The following is an 18,084-nucleotide window of genomic DNA, read 5'->3' on the forward strand; positions in this document are numbered from 1 at the left end:
AATCCATTCTTCCCTAGTCCCTAGTCCCCAGCGATGCACTGAGCTTGTCGAAATGTCCCCAGTCCCTAGACTACTTGCTCAATTTCTGCAATTTCGGGAATCATTTCCTTCAGGCGGCGCTCAATACCCATTCTCAGGGTCATTGCCGAACTGGGACAAGAACCACAAGCACCTTGCAACCGCAGTTTTACCACAGGACCATCAAGTTCTACTAGTTCCACATTGCCGCCATCAGACATGAGATAAGGGCGCATTTCATCTAAGACTGTTTCAACGTTGTCAATTGTGAGTTCCATAGTTTTAGACCTGCTAAGTTAGTGACGGGCATTGGGAATGGGGCATTGGGCATTGGGCATTGGGCATTGAATAATAATCATTCCTGTGCCAGATGCGCCGTTACTCATTAACCATTATCCAAAATTTTATTTTCCAGCTTTGTTAAATCGATCCTAAATCTAATTGCCGCTAGATAGTCAGATGTCAGTTTTTAATGACTTTTGACTAAACTACTACTGGTTTTAGCAACTTGATATTAGATTCACTGAAACAAAGTTTTCGTGTGAGCCTCCTACTCTACTCTAGCCTTTAGGTTAGGCTTTGCAGTCCGACAAAAGGCAGGATTTAACGCTCGTAAGTACATATCCGTAAAAAAGGGTTAAATATCTATTTTTCGTAGATTGAGTAGAGCAGAGCAAAAGCCAACATTTAGGCGTTTCTTATGTTTTCTTCTTTAACCCAATCTCTAATTATACAACACTTTGGGCTAGAGACAGAATTTTTCCCAATCTCCAATGCCAAATTTAGTTATTAAAGGAAAAATCTAAATCTAAAATCGTTCGACTGAACGCTTACGCCGAAATCTAAAATCCAAACTCCTAACTCCTAACCCCTAACTCCGTACTGTTTGTTGAGTCGCTATCGCCAGATGAAACCATGACTGGTTGTTGATATAGTGGCACTGTAAATGTGACTGTTGAGCCAAGTCCTTCGCCCAGACTATAAAAATGTACCTCGCCGCCCATTGCCTCCACTAGCTTTTGGGATATTGCTAGTCCTAAACCTGTACCACCGTACTGACGAGTGCGGGAGCCATCCACCTGAGAAAATAATTGAAACAGTTTATCTTGTTTATCTAAAGAAACACCTATACCAGTGTCTGCCACACGTACTTTCACCATCCCAGGAAATTCCTGACCTTGAAAGTTCGGCTTCGCTTTTTTGAGTACTAAATCGGCGCTGACGGTGACACCGCCCTCATGGGTAAATTTGATGGCATTACCTACTAAATTGATCATCACTTGTAGCAACCGTTGGTAGTTACTTTGGACAATGATTTCATCGGAGGTAGCAGGCATTTGCATCCGAAAGCTGAGGTTTCTCATTTCTGCTTGGGGACGCATGAAACCTTCTACATGACTGAATAGCTCATCTAACTTGACTGGAGCGTAAGCTAGCTCCATTTTGCCAGCTTCGATTTTGGCAATGTCCAAAATGTCGTTGATGATATTCAGCAGATGTATCGATAAGTTGTGAGCTTCTGCCAAAAATTGGTTTTGTTCTTCTGGGTCATCTGCCATCCCTTCCAAAATCAGCTTCAAGAAGCCAATCATCCCGTTGAGGGGGGTACGAATTTCATGGGATACATTAGCCAGAAACTCGCTTTTGAGACGGGAAGCTTCTTCGGCTTTTTGACGGGCTGCTTCTAATTCTTTATATAAAGTAGCATGTGCGATCGCAGTTCCCAACTGATCTGCTGCTTCTTTTGCCAGTTCTAATTCCGATTCTGTTAATGTGTAGCATTCATCCTGCCAATTCAAGGCAATCAATCCATTGGCTTGGTCTTGATAGCAAGTCGCAACCACCAAAGTTTTCTCCCGTCCAGACCCCATATATCCAGGCACTTCCATTACAACTGGTTGTAGGGTTGCCAAGGCTTGAGCAAAGGCAGGCTCAGAAGCTATATCTATGTCTGAGCCAAGCATTGATTTCAGTTCTGGCTGGTGATACTCAGCCATCACTTTCACTTTTGAGCTACAGGGTTGATCGGGACGACAAATAACGCAGCGCTCTAGCCGCAGTGCTTTCCCCAAACTGTCAACTGTTTGCTGCCAAATAATATCTAAATCCAATGTCCGGCGAATATTTCTGGTAATGCGATTTACCAGTTTTTGGTGTTGCTGCGATCGGATTGCCAACTCTATTTGTGTGGGCGTTTTTGATGCTACACGCACTTGTTTTTTGTTGAGTGTCGCTTGCACTAAACGTCCCATCACTAAAACTGTAGTGGCACTGGTTCCCAAACTCGGCATAATCGGACTAATTACTAAGTCCAACTCAAATAATTCCTGGTGGTAACTAAACCAACACTGAAACCTTTCTGGCACTAAACTTGTCAAAATTCGGTGCAATCGTTCCAAATAAGTAACCTTATCCACAGGGGCAAAGGTTTGGGTCTGGTTCAGTTCATCAACTATTTTTTCAGTATTTAACCCCAGGAGTTCGCTGTACTGCCAATAAAAGGTCAGATAACACCCTGCCCCATCTTGCATATACACCAACTCGGCTCCTAGAGTTGGTAATGAGCCATCAGTCTTACTGGTAAGAGATTCCAGATTTTGGGAAAATACATTCGTCAATTGGGAATTGGCAGTAATAGTCATTAATTGAGTTGGATAGACAAAGGGTATCCGACCGTAATTTTACTAGAGCCGCTCAAATTTACACATAAATTTTTACAGCTTTTTTGTGTTTTATTTGTTAATTCTTCGTGTTCTGAAATCCAGATTGGCAAACTTGACTTTTTTTACTTGCATTGACAGCTGACAGATCGCGTCAATCGTTCCATTCACCCCGAGGAGGAACGGGGGTCCGTACAGGGGTGCGCGTCAATTCATCATCTCTGAGGATTTCACCGCGCAACCACTGGCGAATCGCCACCTCAATCACTTTACTTGGGTCATTAGTGAGGTGCTGAATTTGCTCTAATAACTCGGAGTCAAGGCGGACAGCAATTTCTACCTTATCGGCTGGTGTGTTTTCCGCTTCGGTAGTTTTCTCTTGCATATTCATAGGTTTATATACTCTGAATTCTCTGAATTGGTTTTGTCTAAAGTTTTGTAAAGTAGTTATATTGATCATCTGGGCTAATTCACTGAAAAATCTTCAAGGGCATATTTACATACTTCCCCGAAATAGCACCAAAGTAACAGCTTTAAGTTTCAAATCGCATTTTTCATATAACTAACTAGACAATGGCTCTAGAGGTTTTGTCGCTAAATCAGTGATTATGGGTAATTAGAGGTCGTAATTGCCCATGATCCCTACATGATCCCTACATGTACTTATTTACATTTATTGTACGCTCCTAGCTGTTGAATACTTGCAGCGACAAATAGACTTTCATAATATTCTTAAAAGTCCACCTATTGAGATCGAAAGTTAAAGATGGGGCATGGGGCATGGGGCATGGGGCATTGGGCATTGGGTATTGGGCATTGGGCATTGGGAAAGAGGAGGCAGAAATAAATTCTTGAATTTTGAATTTTGAATTGATTTCTCCCCACTCCCCACTAAAAGCAAGCAGCGTCTTGGCTAAGAAAGCATTAAAATACATTAAGTAAATTGCTCTTTTAACTTTGGTTGCTGCTAAGGCAAAGATAGTATATGACTGACGTTCCCGCAGTTCGCATTCGCAATTTTTGTATTATTGCTCACATCGACCACGGGAAATCAACCCTCGCCGATCGCTTGCTACAAGCTACTGGCACTGTTGAAGACCGACAGATGAAGGAACAGTTTCTCGACAACATGGATCTGGAACGGGAGCGCGGCATTACGATTAAGCTGCAAGCGGCCCGGATGAATTACACAGCCAAAGATGGTCAGCAGTATGTGCTGAATTTAATTGATACTCCAGGTCATGTGGATTTCTCCTATGAAGTCTCGCGTTCTCTTGTTGCTTGCGAAGGAGCGCTATTGGTAGTAGATGCGTCCCAAGGTGTGGAAGCGCAAACTTTAGCAAATGTATATTTAGCGTTAGAGAGTAACCTAGAAATTATCCCGGTTTTGAATAAAATTGATTTGCCTGGAGCAGAACCAGAGCGGGTAATTGGCGAAATCGAAGAAATTATCGGTCTAGATTGCAGTGGTGCGATACTGGCCTCTGCCAAAGAAGGAATTGGTATTGATGAGATTTTAGAAGCGGTTGTTGAGCGGATACCACCACCACCGAATACCATAAATGAACGCTTGCGAGCGTTAATTTTTGATAGCTATTACGATAGTTACCGGGGAGTAATTGTGTATTTCCGGGTGATGGATGGCACAGTAAAAAAAGGCGATCGCATCCATTTAATGGCATCGGGTAAAGAATTTGAAATTGATGAGTTAGGTGTTCTTTCTCCGACTCAAAAGCAAGTTGAAGAACTGCACGCAGGGGAAGTAGGCTATTTGGGAGCGGCAATTAGAGCTGTAGCTGATGCACGGGTAGGAGATACAATTACCCTCAGTAAGGCGAAAGCGGAGACACCTTTACCAGGTTACGCAGAAGCGAACCCGATGGTTTTTTGCGGGATGTTCCCCATTGATGCCGATCAATTTGAAGATTTGCGGGAAGCCTTAGAAAAGCTTGAACTCAACGACGCAGCGCTGCACTACGAACCAGAAACTTCGAGCGCGATGGGATTTGGCTTCCGTTGTGGTTTTTTGGGTTTGCTGCACATGGAAATTGTTCAGGAACGCCTAGAGCGAGAATATAACCTAGATTTGATTATTACAGCGCCCTCGGTGGTTTATAAGGTGATCACCCTGAAAGGTGAGGAACTGTACATCGATAATCCCAGCCGCTTACCTTCTCCCAACGATCGCGAAAGAATTGAAGAACCCTATGTCAAAGTAGAGATGATTACGCCGGAAACTTATGTTGGCGCTTTGATGGAGTTGTCACAAAATCGCCGTGGTATATTCAAGGATATGAAATATCTTGCCCAAGGACGAACCACACTTACATACGAGCTACCCTTGGCGGAAGTTGTGACTGACTTTTTTGATCAGATGAAATCGCGATCGCGCGGTTACGCCAGTATGGAATATCACATCATCGGCTACCGTGAAAATCCTCTGGTAAAGCTAGATATCATGATTAACGGCGATCCGGTGGATTCCTTGGCGATGATTGTCCATCGGGATAAAGCTTACAACGTCGGGCGAGCAATGGCAGAAAAACTCAAAGAGCTAATTCCTCGCCATCAATTTAAAGTGCCAATTCAGGCATCTATTGGTAGTAAAGTTATCGCCAGCGAACACATCCCCGCTTTACGCAAAGATGTACTGGCTAAATGCTACGGTGGTGACATCAGTCGGAAGAAGAAACTTTTACAGAAGCAAGCCAAAGGTAAAAAGCGGATGAAATCTGTAGGTACAGTAGATGTACCCCAGGAAGCTTTTATGGCTGTACTGCGCTTGGATCAAAGCTAATTTAATCCTCAGAAACGATTGGCTGGTTGCGGCGACATCTCAAGAGAGAAAAAACATCAAAGACCTAACCCCCCCTGCATCCTTCCTTACAAGTGATAGCTACGGTGTCTACACAAGTCTTGGAAAGTTACCCCACAGCCTTTTGATCCCCCCAACCCCCCTTAAAAAGGGGGGCTAAAAATTCTCAAAGTCCCCCTTTTTAACGGGAGCCACTGCGTTGGGCGGCGAGCCACTCTTGTTGCATCTGGCGTGGATTTAGGGGGATCTGACGATGTGTAGGAGTATGTCACAGCCTGAGTTGCAAAACGGACGCTCAATTGTCCGAATTACGAATTATACCTTACTTTCTATCCCTAGCCTACAGTTGATAACCTTTGATAAGCTTTAACAAAATCACTGTTAAAAAATCTAAAAATTTTAGTAAAAGTACTCACTGCATTCGCCAGACTTGTATTTTTAGGTAAATGTAGTTATTTAGATATTTGTAAAGTGTCGGGGAGTCTAAATAGATGAAGATATTGGTACTGAGTTGGGAGTTTCCACCCAGGATAGTTGGGGGAATTGCGCGTCATGTAGCGGAGTTATACCCGGAATTGGTAAAGCTAGGGCATGAAGTCCACCTAATTACAGCAGAGTTTGGTCAGGCATCGATGTATGAGGTGGTTGAAGGAGTAAAGGTGCATCGGGTGCCAGTGGCACATAGTAACGACTTTTTCCACTGGGTAGTCAATCTCAACCTGAGTATGGGAGATCACGGTGGTAAGTTGATCTTAGAGGAAGGTGCCTTCGATTTAATTCATGCCCATGATTGGTTAGTGGGAGATGCTGCGATCGCTCTCAAGCATAATTTTAAAATACCACTAATTGCCACAATTCACGCTACTGAATACGGACGCTACAACGGTATTAACACAGACATCCAGGGCTATATAAATGGCAAAGAAATCTTGCTAGCTTACAACGCTTGGCGGATTATCGTTTGTAGCGACTATATGCGCCAAGAAGTAGAACGAGCGCTACACAGTCCTTGGGACAAAATCGATGTCATTTATAACGGTATCCGAGCCGAAAAGAAACAGCATCACGTAGATTTTCATGCTCTGGATTTTCGCCGTCAATTTGCCACAGACAATGAGAAAATCGTTTACTACCTGGGTCGTATGACCTACGAAAAAGGTGTACCTATATTGCTCAATGCGGCACCCAAGATCCTTTCCCAAATGGAAGGTAATGTTAAATTTGTGATCGTCGGTGGTGGGAATACTGAGCATCTCAAGCGCCAAGCCTGGGATTTGGGAATTTGGCATCATTGCTATTTTACAGGTTTTCTCTCTGATGATTACTTAGATAAATTCCAAACTGTCGCTGACTGTGCCGTTTTTCCTAGTCTTTATGAACCCTTTGGGATTGTGGCCTTAGAAAGCTTTGCTTCTCGTGTCCCTGTAGTAGTTTCTGATACGGGTGGATTTCCTGAAGTGGTGCAACATACCAAAACAGGTGTTGTAACTTGGGTAAACAATCCCGATTCTTTAGCTTGGGGAATTTTGGAAATATTGAAAAATCCCGGATATCGGCAATGGCTGGTAGATAATGCTTATGAGGATTTAGAGCGACGCTTTAGCTGGCCGAAATTAGCCAAGCAAACAGAGCAAGTTTATCAGCAAGTTGTCCAAGAGCGATCGCAAATTGCCTGGTAAAAATTTTATTTGAACTTGGATAATTTAATCGGCGTTCCCAGTTAATTTGCGTTAAAAAACAGTACAAGCCCTGTACGCTGGAAATTTTCCCCACTAAGGTGCCACAGTTAAGCTAATGCGCGTCTCAATTGCATATTTTTCGTTAAGACTGTCATTTGTTATTGATTATTTACAAAAGACGACCGATAAATGACTAATGACAAAGGACAAATTTCACGAATAAATAAGCAATTAAAATGCGTAACAGCCTAGCAATAATTGCAGTTTGCTCCAGAAAGCTTAGTATGACAAAGGCATTCCCAAACGTAGCATGGCGCTTGAAGAGTACAGCAATCCAGTTGTTGAAGATGGGAAGCTTCCTCATAACCCGTTTTATCGCAAACTGGAAACGCTACTTCCTGGGCGACACTGTTGATATCCACCCCTCCCCCTCTTTCGAAGTCCGTCCCACTTTAGCCGGTCCAGTCCTTAGCTTAGGTGGGGGTGGACCCGATGTCGATGATGCCATCCAGTGGATGATTAACCAAGTTAGGGAAGGTACGAACTCTGGCACTAAAGTTAATGTTGTAGTTATCCGCACTAATGGTAATCACGATTACAATCGGCTAATTTATGCCATGAAGGGCGTAAACACTGTGGAAACTCTTTTGGTTAGTAATAGACAAGAGGCAAACAAAGCCGAGATTTTTGAAAAAGTCAGAAATGCTGATGTGATTTTCTTTGCTGGTGGCGACCAATGTCAATACATCCGCAACTGGAAAGATACCAAGCTTGAAACTGCCGTTAAGTCAGTTTACCTTAAGGGAGGTGGGATTGGTGGCACTAGCGCCGGTGCAATGATCCAAAGTGAGTATGTTTACGATGCTTGTGCTTCTTCCGAAAAAGGCATTGAAACTAGAGACGCACTAGAAGATCCTTACCGGGACATTACTTTTACTTACAACTTTTTCAATTGGAGTAATTTGAAGGGAACTATCGTAGATACACACTTCGACAGGCGGGAAAGAATGGGTCGAATTATGACTTTCATTGCCCGTCAAATTAAGGACGGTGTATCTAGCAGTGTTTTAGGTATAGCGGTTAGTGAAAGTACATCGGTTCTTGTGGATAAAAACGGTTTGGTAAAAGTTATGGGTAGGGGTGCGGCGTACTTTGTACTTGGAAATCACATACCGGAAGTATGCGAACCCCGAAAGCCTTTGACCTTTTCCAATTACAAAATTTGGAAAGTTCGCAGTGGCGACACCTTTAATCTTAAAAACCGACCAACCTCTGGGTATTATCTCAGGAGTGTCAACAGGGGACGGATTGATTCAAATCCCTATTGAGAGGGGAGTGGGGCAATACAGTTCAGTTAAGCAATTTTTTCCTTCTCCCTCTTCTCTCTCTGTGTCGCGCCAGTTGCTTCAAGTCGGGGAACCCGCCCAACGCACTGGCTTCTCTGCGCCTCTGTGGTTCGTAAAAAAAACGACTTTGACAAAGAGTGCTAGCCTTAACTGAACCGTATTGGGGAGTGGGGGAGATGAGGGAGAAATCAATTCAAAATTCAAAATTAAAGAATTTATTTCTGCCTCCTGCCTCTTCTTTCCCAATGCCCCATGCCCAATAAGAGCAGATCCCGTGAAAAGTATTTAAAGCCGTCCTACTAATAGCAGGACGGCTTTATTTTGAGCTTTTCTTGTTTTCTTCAATTTGGTCATAAACCAATACTGCGTAGGTTTTGGTGCATAGTCATTAGAGATCCCCCTTAGTCCCCCTTAAAAAGCAGGGCTGATTCATTCCCTAAAAGGCTCTGATTTACAAGCGTTTCAAGCAAAAAAGTCAGGTGACTAAAAAATCTGATTGGGCGAGAAAATCGCGTAGGCGTAGCCCGTCGTAGACATCGCACTGAAATTTACTCGTTGAGGTGGTATCTTTTCGATAACCAAATCAAGCAAATTTCTGACTTATACTATTGACAAAATCTCTAAGAGATCGAATGAAACAGCCCTGCCCTTAAAAAGGGGGAAAAATAAGCCATTCTGAGCAAGCCTTTTTAAGGGGGATTGGGGGGATCGATTCTTAACCGAGCAGAATTTGGTCAGAAGCGCCAGATTTTTAAGACTACTCAAAAATCACTCAAAAATCGCTCAAAACCGCTGACTACAGAGCTTATTGTACTTGTGTGGGGAAAGCACCAGGTCGTACAGCTATGTCAATATTCTGCCCATTGCGGCGTAATTCCATACGTAAATCGCCCCCGACTTGGCTACTTTCTACTACCTTTTGGACACTGCTGGCATCTGTGACTGCTTGACCGCCAAGCTTTTGGATCACATCACCAGCACGTATCCCGGCTTTAGCTGCTGGTGAATTTGGGACAACTTTTACAACCAATACACCTTTATCTTCATCCACACTCAAACCACTATTAGGATCTGAGTTGATAGTTTGTTTGAGCTGAGGCGTTAACCCCACCATCTGAATTCCCAGATAAGGATGTTCTACTTTGCCTGTAGCGATTAGTTGACTGGAAATGCGTTGTGCTGTGTTGATGGGAATAGCAAAACCTAATCCTTGTGCCCCTTGGATAATAGCTGTATTCATGGCAATTACCTCGCCACGGTAATTTAGCAGGGGTCCGCCGGAGTTACCGGGATTAATCGCTGCGTCAGTTTGAATATACTCTACTCGCTTATCGGGAGCGCCGATTTGATTACTACTGCGTCCGGTAGCACTGATGATTCCGGTAGTTACTGTATTATCTAGTCCCAGAGGGTTGCCGATCGCGATCGCCCATTCTCCCGGTTGCAATTTATCTGAGTTACCCAAGGCCACTAACGGTAAGTTGTCTGCCTGAATCTTGACAACAGCAACATCGGTCAAGTCGTCTTTTCCTAACACTTTACCTTTAAAGGTACGCCCATCCTTGAGTGTTACCGTCACCGTATCAGCACCATCAACTACGTGGGCGTTGGTGAGAATACGACCATCAGCACTAATAATAAAACCTGAACCAGTACCCCGTTCTACCCGATTCTGTTGTTCTGGTAGTTGAGAGCCAAAGAAGCGTTGAAAAATTGGATCGTTAAATTGATCTGGTATCTGGGCTTTGATGGTTCGAGAAGAGTCAATTCGCACCACGGCTGGTCCGACCTTTTGCACCACCTGGATAACAAAGTTAGGATCTGTACCTGCTGCTAATGGAGGAGCGGCACTTACTCGACTGACTGCCAAATTAGATGCGCTTTCAGACACTTGCTGAGAATGTCCAGCCATATACCCACCGGCCAAGGTCATACCCGATCCCAGTAGCACCAGCGATAGAGAGGCGGCAGCCTTTTTCCAGGGTGTTCGATTATGGTATTTGGTGTCAGCAGTGTTGGATAAAATGCTATTTGATGGGTGTTCTCCATCGCGAGGTTGGTTTTGCATTGCTGTCTGGAAGGATATTTAGATGTATTACTAATGTAGATATTATTTATGACAGTTTTGTTGCAGAAGTATTGCGCTATTGTGAAAGGTTTGGTATTTTATCTATCAAATCCCACCTTAACTGAACTGTATTGGAATATAGTCATTCGTAGGGGCGCAGAGATTGCGTGTTTCATCTATGTCTGAAGGGATAAAATGACACAGGGTAAAATCTTACTTCAGCCTGGTACTTTATGGACAAGTGTCAAAAAACAGACTGAATATGCTTTAGGATGTGGGGCGCTGCTGTCGATACCGACGGAATTTGAATTTGTCGAAGAGGATAACGTGCGCTTTTTAGTGCGGATTTTGTCTAACCTGAATCGCAAAAAAGCTGCCAAGGAGAAACAGGAAAAACAATCTGCTACCTCTGGTGAAGAGTTTAATCCTTTCTTGCCCTACGAAGAGGATTTATTTGTGGCGGATATCTCCGATACCCACCTATGTATTTTAAATAAATTCAACGTCGTTGATGATCATTTGCTAATTATCACCCGTGCTTTCGAGGAGCAGGAAAGCTTACTCACTCTGGAAGATTTTACGGCTATGTGGGCGTGTTTAGCTGATTTTGATGGTTTAGCATTTTACAACAGTGGCAAAAGCGCAGGTGCTAGTCAGCGACACAAGCACTTACAATTAGTTCCCCTACCACTTGCACCTTCAGGGTCGCAGATACCTATTGAACCTCTGGTAACATCAGCACAATTTCAGAACTCGAACGGAACTTCAGTAAAACTTCCTTTTATACACGCTTTCGCTCCCTTAAATTCCAATTGGGTGCAGTCGCCATTGACAGGGGGACAAGCAACACTAGAAGTTTATCTGACTTTGCTAAATGCCGTGGGTTTAGATGCCAAGCAATGTGGTGCTTACAATCTGCTAGTGACACGAGAATGGATGTTAATCGTACCGCGATCGCAGGAACATTTTCAGTCTATCTCAGTGAATTCATTAGGATTCGCCGGTGCCCTGCTAGTGAAAAACGCAGCAGAAATGGAGATTCTTAAAGCCCAAGGTCCGATGACCATCCTCAAGAATGTTGCTATTGAGCATTGCTAAACCCCTACTGCGTGAATCTACTTGCCAAAAGTAAAGTATAAAAATTGGCTAAGATTGACCATCTTGGATACAGGGCTACCAAAGTCCTTAGCCATGAGGTAGCTCACTATACAGCAGTATAGATCAACCATAAGGCATATTTATATGAACTATGCCGTAAACTTTTTCAACATAGATACACGACACTAGTTATAATTTCCTATAAGTTGAAAAAACTCTTAAGATTTAGCGTGATTATTGCGCTTCTCTCACACCGACTAGCTGACAACCACATTAGGAGGACTATCTATGGCGCTTGTACCACTGCGGCTGCTGTTGGATCACGCAGCTGAAAACGGTTACGGCATCCCAGCTTTCAACGTTAACAATTTGGAGCAGATTCAGGCAATCCTGAAGGCTGCTGTGGAGACAGATAGCCCCGTAATTTTGCAAGCTTCGCGTGGCGCTCGTGCTTATGCAGGAGAAAACTTCTTGCGCCACCTGATTTTGGCAGCAGTAGAAACCTATCCTCACATTCCCATTGTCATGCACCAAGATCATGGGAATGCACCTGCTACCTGCTACTCAGCAATTAAGAACAACTTCACCAGCGTGATGATGGATGGTTCTTTAGAAGCTGATGCTAAGACCCCTGCTAGCTTCGAGTACAACGTCAATGTTACCCGCGAAGTTGTAAATGTAGCTCATGCTTTGGGTGTCAGCGTTGAAGGTGAACTCGGTTGTTTGGGTTCTCTAGAAACTGGTGCTGGCGAAGCTGAAGATGGTCACGGGTTTGAGGGCACACTCGACCATTCACAACTGCTAACCGACCCCGATGAAGCTGTTGAGTTCGTAGAAGCAACCCAAGTAGATGCCTTGGCTGTTGCCATTGGCACAAGCCACGGTGCTTACAAGTTTACCCGCAAACCGACTGGCGAAATTTTGGCCATCAGCCGCATTGAAGAAATTCACCGCCGTCTACCTAACACCCACTTGGTAATGCACGGTTCTTCTTCTGTACCTGAAGATTTGCTTGCACTGATTAACCAGTATGGTGGTGCAATTCCTGAAACCTACGGTGTACCTGTAGAAGAAATCCAAAAAGGTATTAAGAGTGGTGTACGTAAAGTAAATATTGACACCGACAACCGTTTGGCTATTACTGCTGCTGTACGTGAAGCTTTAGCTAAAAAACCAGAGGAGTTTGACCCCCGTCACTTTCTCAAGCCTTCTATTACATATATGCAGAAGGTTTGTGCTGAACGCTATCAGCAATTTGGCACTGCTGGCAACGCAAGCAAGATTAAGCAAATTTCTTTGGAAGATTTTGCTGCTAAGTATGCTAAAGGTGAACTCAACGTTGTTACCAAAGCAGCAGCTAAAGTTTAATTTTGACAACAAATAAATAGAGGCATAGCGGTGCTATTTTTCTAAAAAACTGAGATTTTAACGTTGTCAGAAACCGGGTAAACACCCGGTTTTTTGTTTTATAGCAGTTCTCAATTGCATGGAATACAGACCTAACCCCCAGCCCCTTCCCTGCAAGGGAAGGGGAGCAAAATTCAAAGCCTCTCTCCTTTTAGGAGAGAGGTCAAAACTGTACTGCACCCAAGCGAGAATCGCTATATTCATAAGGGCTGGGCATGGGGCATTGGCCATTGCTCTCCTTGTCCCCAATCGCCAACCCTTAGAATACCCGATGCTGTAAAGAGGGCATTTGACGGCGGACTTGTTCGAGCCTAGTGGGGTTGATTTCTGCGATCGCAATTCCCGGTTTTTCCCCAGCATCGGCTAAAATTACACCCCAAGGGTCAATAATAACGGCGTGTCCATGAGTTAGACGGCGGGCGTAGTTATTACCTGTTTGGGCAGGAGCAATGACGTAGGCGGTATTTTCGATGGCTCTAGCTTGTAGTAGTACTTGCCAGTGATCTTTGCCTGTAAAGGCGGTAAAGGCGGCGGGAATAAAGATCACATCGGCTCCCTTATCTGCCAAATGGCGGTACAGTTCAGGGAAACGGACATCATAACAAATAGAAAGTCCTAAATTACCAAGTGTTTCTGAGAAATAGACGGGCGGTAATTGTGTACCAGCTACAACCGTGCTGGATTCACGATAGGTGTTGCCGTCGGGGACATCAACATCAAATAGGTGTACTTTGTAGTAGCGGGCAAGTTCTTCACCACTGGGATCGATGAGTAAAGTGGTGTTATAAACTTTGCCTGTATTGTCTACCGGAAGGGGAAAGCTGCCACCCAAGATGGTAATTTGAAAGCGTTGAGCCATTTTTTTGAGAAATTTTTCACTTTCAATAGCGATCGCATCACCTTGTGCGAGTTTATCTTTTTCTTCTCCCATATAGGAAAAATTTTCTGGCAAACCTACCAATTCTGCACCTTGACGCACGGCAAGCTCTATTAATTCTTCTGCCTGTGCCAAATTTTTATGTAAATCGGGCACACTGGTTAATTGAATAGCGGCGGCTAAATAAGACTTCATAGATTCAACAACGAATAGTTCATTTATTGAAGATAGATTATCAAAATATATCGCTACTTCAACATCTGTGGAACTTAATTAGAAATTTATCAGCCAAGATTTTCTTCTAAGAGACTTGTTTGATTGCTGATTTTAATCTTCCTCTGGGTTCTAGCAAACTGAGCAATGTGATTAAACCCTGATAAAAGCTGTCTGATGTGAATATTTCTGTATTACTAAATTTATAAAAAGCGGCGGGAAACTCCACCCCAGGTGTCTGTAGAGGGATAGCCGCCCCGCCGCTTTAGTCATTAGTCAAAAGTCATTGGTCATTGGTACTAATGACTAATGACTAAAAACTCCATCCCGCAAGTGGCGTGGAGTTTTTTATTTATGGAGATTGTAATGAGTGAATTTTTAATTTTTAGAGAGGCGACGTGACTCAGTTTCTGGGTTTTCTGTTGACAGCACTAGCGGTGGAAATTCCTATTGCAGGAATTAGGGAGTTATTTTTGAGGTAGAAAACTCCTAAAAATATTCACAATCGTAAACTGTATACAGATGTAAACAAGTTTGAGATACGAGAAATCCGCCACTCTCAAACTTGTTTATAAAAATTAACCTAAAGTTAGAAAAACATGGATAACTCAAGAGGATTTTATTGCCGATTGAGTTTCAAAGATACTTTTCGAGAGTGGAAGCTAATGTACTTTTAGGCACAGCGCCGACCACCATATCCACTTTTACCCCAGCCTTAAAAATCATCAAAGTAGGAATGCTGCGGATGCCATACTGACTAGCAACATTAGGATTTTCATCTGTATTGACTTTTACGACCTTTATTTGACCTTTGTACTGTTCGGAGATTTCATCGACAACAGGAGCTACCATACGGCATGGTCCGCACCAGGGTGCCCAAAAGTCAACTAAAACTGGTACTTCGCTGTCGAGTACTTCTTGCTTAAAACTAGAATCGGTAACTTGTGCGGCTGTTGACATGCCTAAAACCTTCGCCAATAATAATATCTGAGCTTGGTGAAAATTCTACCATAGCAAAAACCTCAGCTTGGGAGTAGAGGATGTACATTTGCAAAGAAGCTCTAAAATTTATTTATAAACATAAGGAACCGCCCGAACAATAGTCCGGGCGGAGTGTGGTGTGAGGAGTGAACGGAAACATGCGTCTCCGCTATCTCTATTGTAGGTGACATATCGGATTTTTCCAGCAATTGTTTAGGGGCTGGAAAAATTTCTTAGGGATTGGGGATTGGGGATTGGGGATTGGGGATTAGGGATTAGAATTAAAATAACTTTTTCCCACTCCCCAGTACCCAGTACCCAGTACCCAGCTTTATTTCCCCATCCCTAACTGTTGAGCTTTTTGATAAACTTTACCCTCGGTTAATAAAGAAGGTGCAATTACAACTTCCACTTGCTGCATTTCTTTAATATTTTTCACTCCCAAGGTGCCCATGCTCGTCTTTAAGGCTCCTAAAAGATTGTGAGTGCCATCATCTAGTCCTGCTGGACCAATGAGTATTTGCTCTAGGCTACCAGTGGTGCCAACACGAATCCGGGTGCCACGGGGCAAGACTGGGCTGGGAGTAGCCATACCCCAATGATAACCTCGTCCTGGGGCTTCTGCGGCTCTGGCAAAGGGGGAGCCAATCATCACGCCATCGGCACCGCAGGCGATGCATTTACAAATATCGCCACCAGTGATTAAACCGCCATCAGCAATAATGGGAATATAGTTACCAGTTTCCTTGTAGTAATCATCTCGTGCGGCAGCACAATCAGCGATCGCAGTCGCCTGTGGCACACCCACACCCAACACCCCACGAGAAGTACAAGCGGCACCAGGCCCAATTCCTACCAGTACCCCAGCCGCCCCAGCTTTTAACAAATTCAAAGTGACTTCGTAAGTCACGCAATTCCCCAACACCACGGGAATGGGCATGGAACGGCAAAATTCTGCTAAATCAAGTGGTACTAAAGACTCTGGTGACAGGTGTGCAGTAGAAACTACCGTAGCCTGCACAAAAAATAAATCTGCCCCAGCTTTTGCCACCGCCTCACCATATTTACTAGCACCGGCTGGTGTTGCACTCACCGCCGCAATGCCACCTTGTTGTTTAATTTCCTGAATACGTTGTTCAATTAATTCTGGTTTTATTGGTTCGGCATAGAGTTCTTGCATCAAGGCAACAAATTCATCTTTCCCCACAGAGGTAATCCGATCTAATATTGGCTCTGGGTCAACATAGCGAGTTTGAATCCCCTCTAAATTGAGGACACCTAAGGCTCCTAACTGTGACAAACGTACAGCCATACGAACATCTACTACGCCATCCATTGCACTGGCAATTATCGGGATTTCTCGCTCAATATTGCCAATCTGCCACTTAGTATCTGCCAAACTGGGGTCTAGTGTTCTGTTACCAGGGGCTAGAGCAATTTCATCTATTCCGTAAGCTCTGCGAGCTGTTTTTCCCCGCCCAAGTTGAATTTCCACGCTTTAAATTTTCTCAAATCTGTTTAAGCTAGGGTATCAAATTGTGGGATAACTTGGGGCGTTTTTTTCTGGAACTACACTAGACTAGTCCGAATAAGCTGTTGCGCCTTTAATTTGCACTAATATTTTTTCAAGATGATTGTGGGGTGGGCATCCTGCCCGCCCTGATCATGCAAGTTGTATATATACGTAACAGCTTAGTACAAGTTGCTGTTCAGAACTTTGGTAAATGCAAAGTAAGCAAATGAGGAAAAGTTGTTAATTGGTTTGGACGTTCTATTGTTGGAAATCGATAAACTTCTGAATCGGAAGATTTTCAATTCCAAAATCGAAAATTGATTTGATTTACCGTTTATTTTTAGCGGCATCGACACCAGTGTAACCAGTTGCTAACCAAAGTATTGCTCTAGCTCCATCACGAATAGATTTTTCGATAGATTCAGGCGGTTTTTCTGAAGGAACTGGCACTGGTTTTAAATAAATACCTCGACTACCCAAAATAATTTCGCCGATGACACAAGCCCGGCGCATGTGAAAGTCTGAAGTAATCAAATAAACGCTCTTGATACCGCGACCTTGCAAATCATCCACCAACGTAGTAAAATTAGTAACTGTATCTACTGCTTGATAATCCAAGTGTAAACGGTTGGGATCAACACCAGCCTTGATAAACACTCGTTGGGTGTATGTCCGTGGACTACCGCCCGTAATCCAAATGGGTATATTTGGATGCTCACGAACGAATTTTGCTGTAAACTTCTCTCGCTCTAAATGTCTCGTTGAACCACCTAACACGACAACAGCTTGCGGCTGTACAAATTGGTTTTGTACTTCTTTGTATCCCCACCAGGTGATTAGCGGTAGGACAAAAGCTATCAAACGAAAAGATTTACCTGTAAAGAGTGGCTTATTCAAGGCTCAATAACTTAATTTACTTAGTCCAAAATTTTCTCTAACTAGAAGAAAAAACAATTGATAGTAGAGTAGCAAACTTCCAAGGAATCTGCCCAAATTTATATTTGGTTGATTTTTCGGTGACAGCGCGATTAAGCGTGCTTGAAGTTTTTCCCCTAATTGATGGATTATCCTAACCTGTATCGGACGATTCATCAAAGGGTTTTAGCCACTTTATATAGTAGCTTCTCGTTTCAATTGGTACTTGGTGGGTTAGTACGGCTTTGTGCCCCGGCAAATTGCTATATATTAAAGGACTATAAAAAACATCCTAAACTTTCTACTGGTACGCGCGTCTTTACCCACACCAGATTCAGGGCGGGCAGAATGCCCACCCCACAAGATGGATAATTTATTTCTTATACCAATTCTATGTGAGGCTGCGCTTTATTCAGGTAGGGGCAATTCATGAATTGCCCCTACAGCGCGGTTTTGGGTAAGTCCTACAAGCGCATCTTCATCAAGAAATGGTA

At 43.5% G+C, this 18,084-nt stretch carries 13 protein-coding genes and 1 pseudogene; 6 read left to right on the forward strand and 8 right to left on the reverse strand.

All coding sequences use genetic code 11. From position 1 onward, the window contains the following. Positions 1-65: 65 nt before the first annotated feature. The 3 genes from V7K97_RS07835 to V7K97_RS07845 form a co-directional block, all read right to left on the reverse strand. Positions 66-296, reverse strand: coding sequence for a NifU family protein (locus V7K97_RS07835; RefSeq protein ID WP_012408256.1), 231 nt, complete (start codon positions 294-296; stop codon positions 66-68). A gap of 579 nt (positions 297-875) precedes the next feature. Continuing rightward, positions 876-2,660 (reverse strand): ATP-binding protein, encoded by a 1,785-nt coding sequence (locus tag V7K97_RS07840; RefSeq protein WP_334800283.1) that lies wholly within the window; start codon positions 2,658-2,660, stop codon positions 876-878. 172 nt (positions 2,661-2,832) lie between these two features. Next, complete coding sequence (locus V7K97_RS07845) at positions 2,833-3,069, reverse strand: hypothetical protein (protein ID WP_334800284.1); 237 nt, start codon at positions 3,067-3,069, stop codon at positions 2,833-2,835. Between the two features lie 594 nt (positions 3,070-3,663). Here V7K97_RS07845 and lepA point away from each other — a divergent pair. The 3 genes from lepA (at position 3,664) to V7K97_RS07860 (ending at position 8,500) form a co-directional block, all read left to right on the forward strand. Beyond that, positions 3,664-5,475, forward strand: a complete 1,812-nt coding sequence (lepA, locus tag V7K97_RS07850) for a translation elongation factor 4 (RefSeq protein ID WP_334800285.1) — start codon at positions 3,664-3,666, stop codon at positions 5,473-5,475. A 509-nt stretch (positions 5,476-5,984) separates the two neighbouring features. Next, the gene (locus V7K97_RS07855) at positions 5,985-7,172 is read left to right on the forward strand and encodes a glycosyltransferase family 4 protein (protein ID WP_334800286.1); all 1,188 of its coding nucleotides are present in this window, start codon (positions 5,985-5,987) and stop codon (positions 7,170-7,172) included. A gap of 284 nt (positions 7,173-7,456) precedes the next feature. Beyond that, positions 7,457-8,500, forward strand: a complete 1,044-nt coding sequence (locus V7K97_RS07860) for a cyanophycinase (RefSeq protein WP_334800287.1) — start codon at positions 7,457-7,459, stop codon at positions 8,498-8,500. Between the two features lie 823 nt (positions 8,501-9,323). Here the strand turns inward: V7K97_RS07860 and V7K97_RS07865 are convergent. Continuing rightward, positions 9,324-10,586, reverse strand: a complete 1,263-nt coding sequence (locus V7K97_RS07865; RefSeq protein WP_334800288.1) for an HhoA/HhoB/HtrA family serine endopeptidase — start codon at positions 10,584-10,586, stop codon at positions 9,324-9,326. Positions 10,587-10,781: 195 nt separating this feature from the next. Here V7K97_RS07865 and V7K97_RS07870 point away from each other — a divergent pair, with 195 nt between their 5' ends. Further along, complete coding sequence (locus tag V7K97_RS07870) at positions 10,782-11,684, forward strand: ATP adenylyltransferase family protein (RefSeq protein ID WP_334800289.1); 903 nt, start codon at positions 10,782-10,784, stop codon at positions 11,682-11,684. 288 nt (positions 11,685-11,972) lie between these two features. Then, positions 11,973-13,052, forward strand: a complete 1,080-nt coding sequence (fba, locus tag V7K97_RS07875) for a class II fructose-bisphosphate aldolase (protein ID WP_094348068.1) — start codon at positions 11,973-11,975, stop codon at positions 13,050-13,052. 298 nt (positions 13,053-13,350) lie between these two features. Here fba and V7K97_RS07880 read toward each other — a convergent pair whose 3' ends face one another. After that, on the reverse strand, positions 13,351-14,163 hold the full coding sequence (locus tag V7K97_RS07880) for a carbon-nitrogen hydrolase family protein (RefSeq protein ID WP_334800290.1): 813 nt from the start codon (positions 14,161-14,163) through the stop codon (positions 13,351-13,353). Between the two features lie 416 nt (positions 14,164-14,579). On the opposite strand from V7K97_RS07880, the pseudogene V7K97_RS07885 reads away from it, so the two are divergent. Beyond that, positions 14,580-14,663: pseudogene (locus V7K97_RS07885) on the forward strand (MarC family protein); the annotation flags it as partial. 154 nt (positions 14,664-14,817) lie between these two features. Here V7K97_RS07885 and trxA read toward each other — a convergent pair. The 3 genes from trxA to V7K97_RS07900 form a co-directional block, all read right to left on the reverse strand. Continuing rightward, positions 14,818-15,141 (reverse strand): thioredoxin, encoded by a 324-nt coding sequence (gene trxA / locus V7K97_RS07890; RefSeq protein ID WP_334800291.1) that lies wholly within the window; start codon positions 15,139-15,141, stop codon positions 14,818-14,820. A gap of 352 nt (positions 15,142-15,493) precedes the next feature. Next, positions 15,494-16,657, reverse strand: coding sequence for a GuaB3 family IMP dehydrogenase-related protein (locus V7K97_RS07895; protein ID WP_334800292.1), 1,164 nt, complete (start codon positions 16,655-16,657; stop codon positions 15,494-15,496). Between the two features lie 345 nt (positions 16,658-17,002). Next, positions 17,003-17,572: a YdcF family protein gene (locus V7K97_RS07900; RefSeq protein ID WP_334800293.1), complete on the reverse strand. Its 570-nt coding sequence runs from the start codon at positions 17,570-17,572 to the stop codon at positions 17,003-17,005. Positions 17,573-18,084: the final 512 nt, after the last annotated feature.

The organism is Nostoc sp., assembly GCF_036917815.1.
In the GTDB taxonomy this organism is placed as follows: domain Bacteria; phylum Cyanobacteriota; class Cyanobacteriia; order Cyanobacteriales; family Nostocaceae; genus Nostoc.

Excerpts from the sequence above, each read along its gene's own strand:
- V7K97_RS07840 (WP_334800283.1), bottom strand. The coding sequence starts at position 2,660 with ATGACTATTACTGCCAATTCCCAATTGACGAATGTATTTTCCCAAAAT.
- lepA (WP_334800285.1), top strand. The coding sequence starts at position 3,664 with ATGACTGACGTTCCCGCAGTTCGCATTCGCAATTTTTGTATTATTGCT.
- V7K97_RS07880 (WP_334800290.1), bottom strand. The coding sequence starts at position 14,163 with ATGAAGTCTTATTTAGCCGCCGCTATTCAATTAACCAGTGTGCCCGAT.
- V7K97_RS07870 (WP_334800289.1), top strand. The coding sequence starts at position 10,782 with ATGACACAGGGTAAAATCTTACTTCAGCCTGGTACTTTATGGACAAGT.
- V7K97_RS07860 (WP_334800287.1), top strand. The coding sequence starts at position 7,457 with ATGACAAAGGCATTCCCAAACGTAGCATGGCGCTTGAAGAGTACAGCA.
- V7K97_RS07835 (WP_012408256.1), bottom strand. The coding sequence starts at position 296 with ATGGAACTCACAATTGACAACGTTGAAACAGTCTTAGATGAAATGCGC.
- V7K97_RS07865 (WP_334800288.1), bottom strand. The coding sequence starts at position 10,586 with ATGCAAAACCAACCTCGCGATGGAGAACACCCATCAAATAGCATTTTA.
- V7K97_RS07845 (WP_334800284.1), bottom strand. The coding sequence starts at position 3,069 with ATGAATATGCAAGAGAAAACTACCGAAGCGGAAAACACACCAGCCGAT.
- trxA (WP_334800291.1), bottom strand. The coding sequence starts at position 15,141 with ATGTCAACAGCCGCACAAGTTACCGATTCTAGTTTTAAGCAAGAAGTA.
- V7K97_RS07855 (WP_334800286.1), top strand. The coding sequence starts at position 5,985 with ATGAAGATATTGGTACTGAGTTGGGAGTTTCCACCCAGGATAGTTGGG.
- fba (WP_094348068.1), top strand. The coding sequence starts at position 11,973 with ATGGCGCTTGTACCACTGCGGCTGCTGTTGGATCACGCAGCTGAAAAC.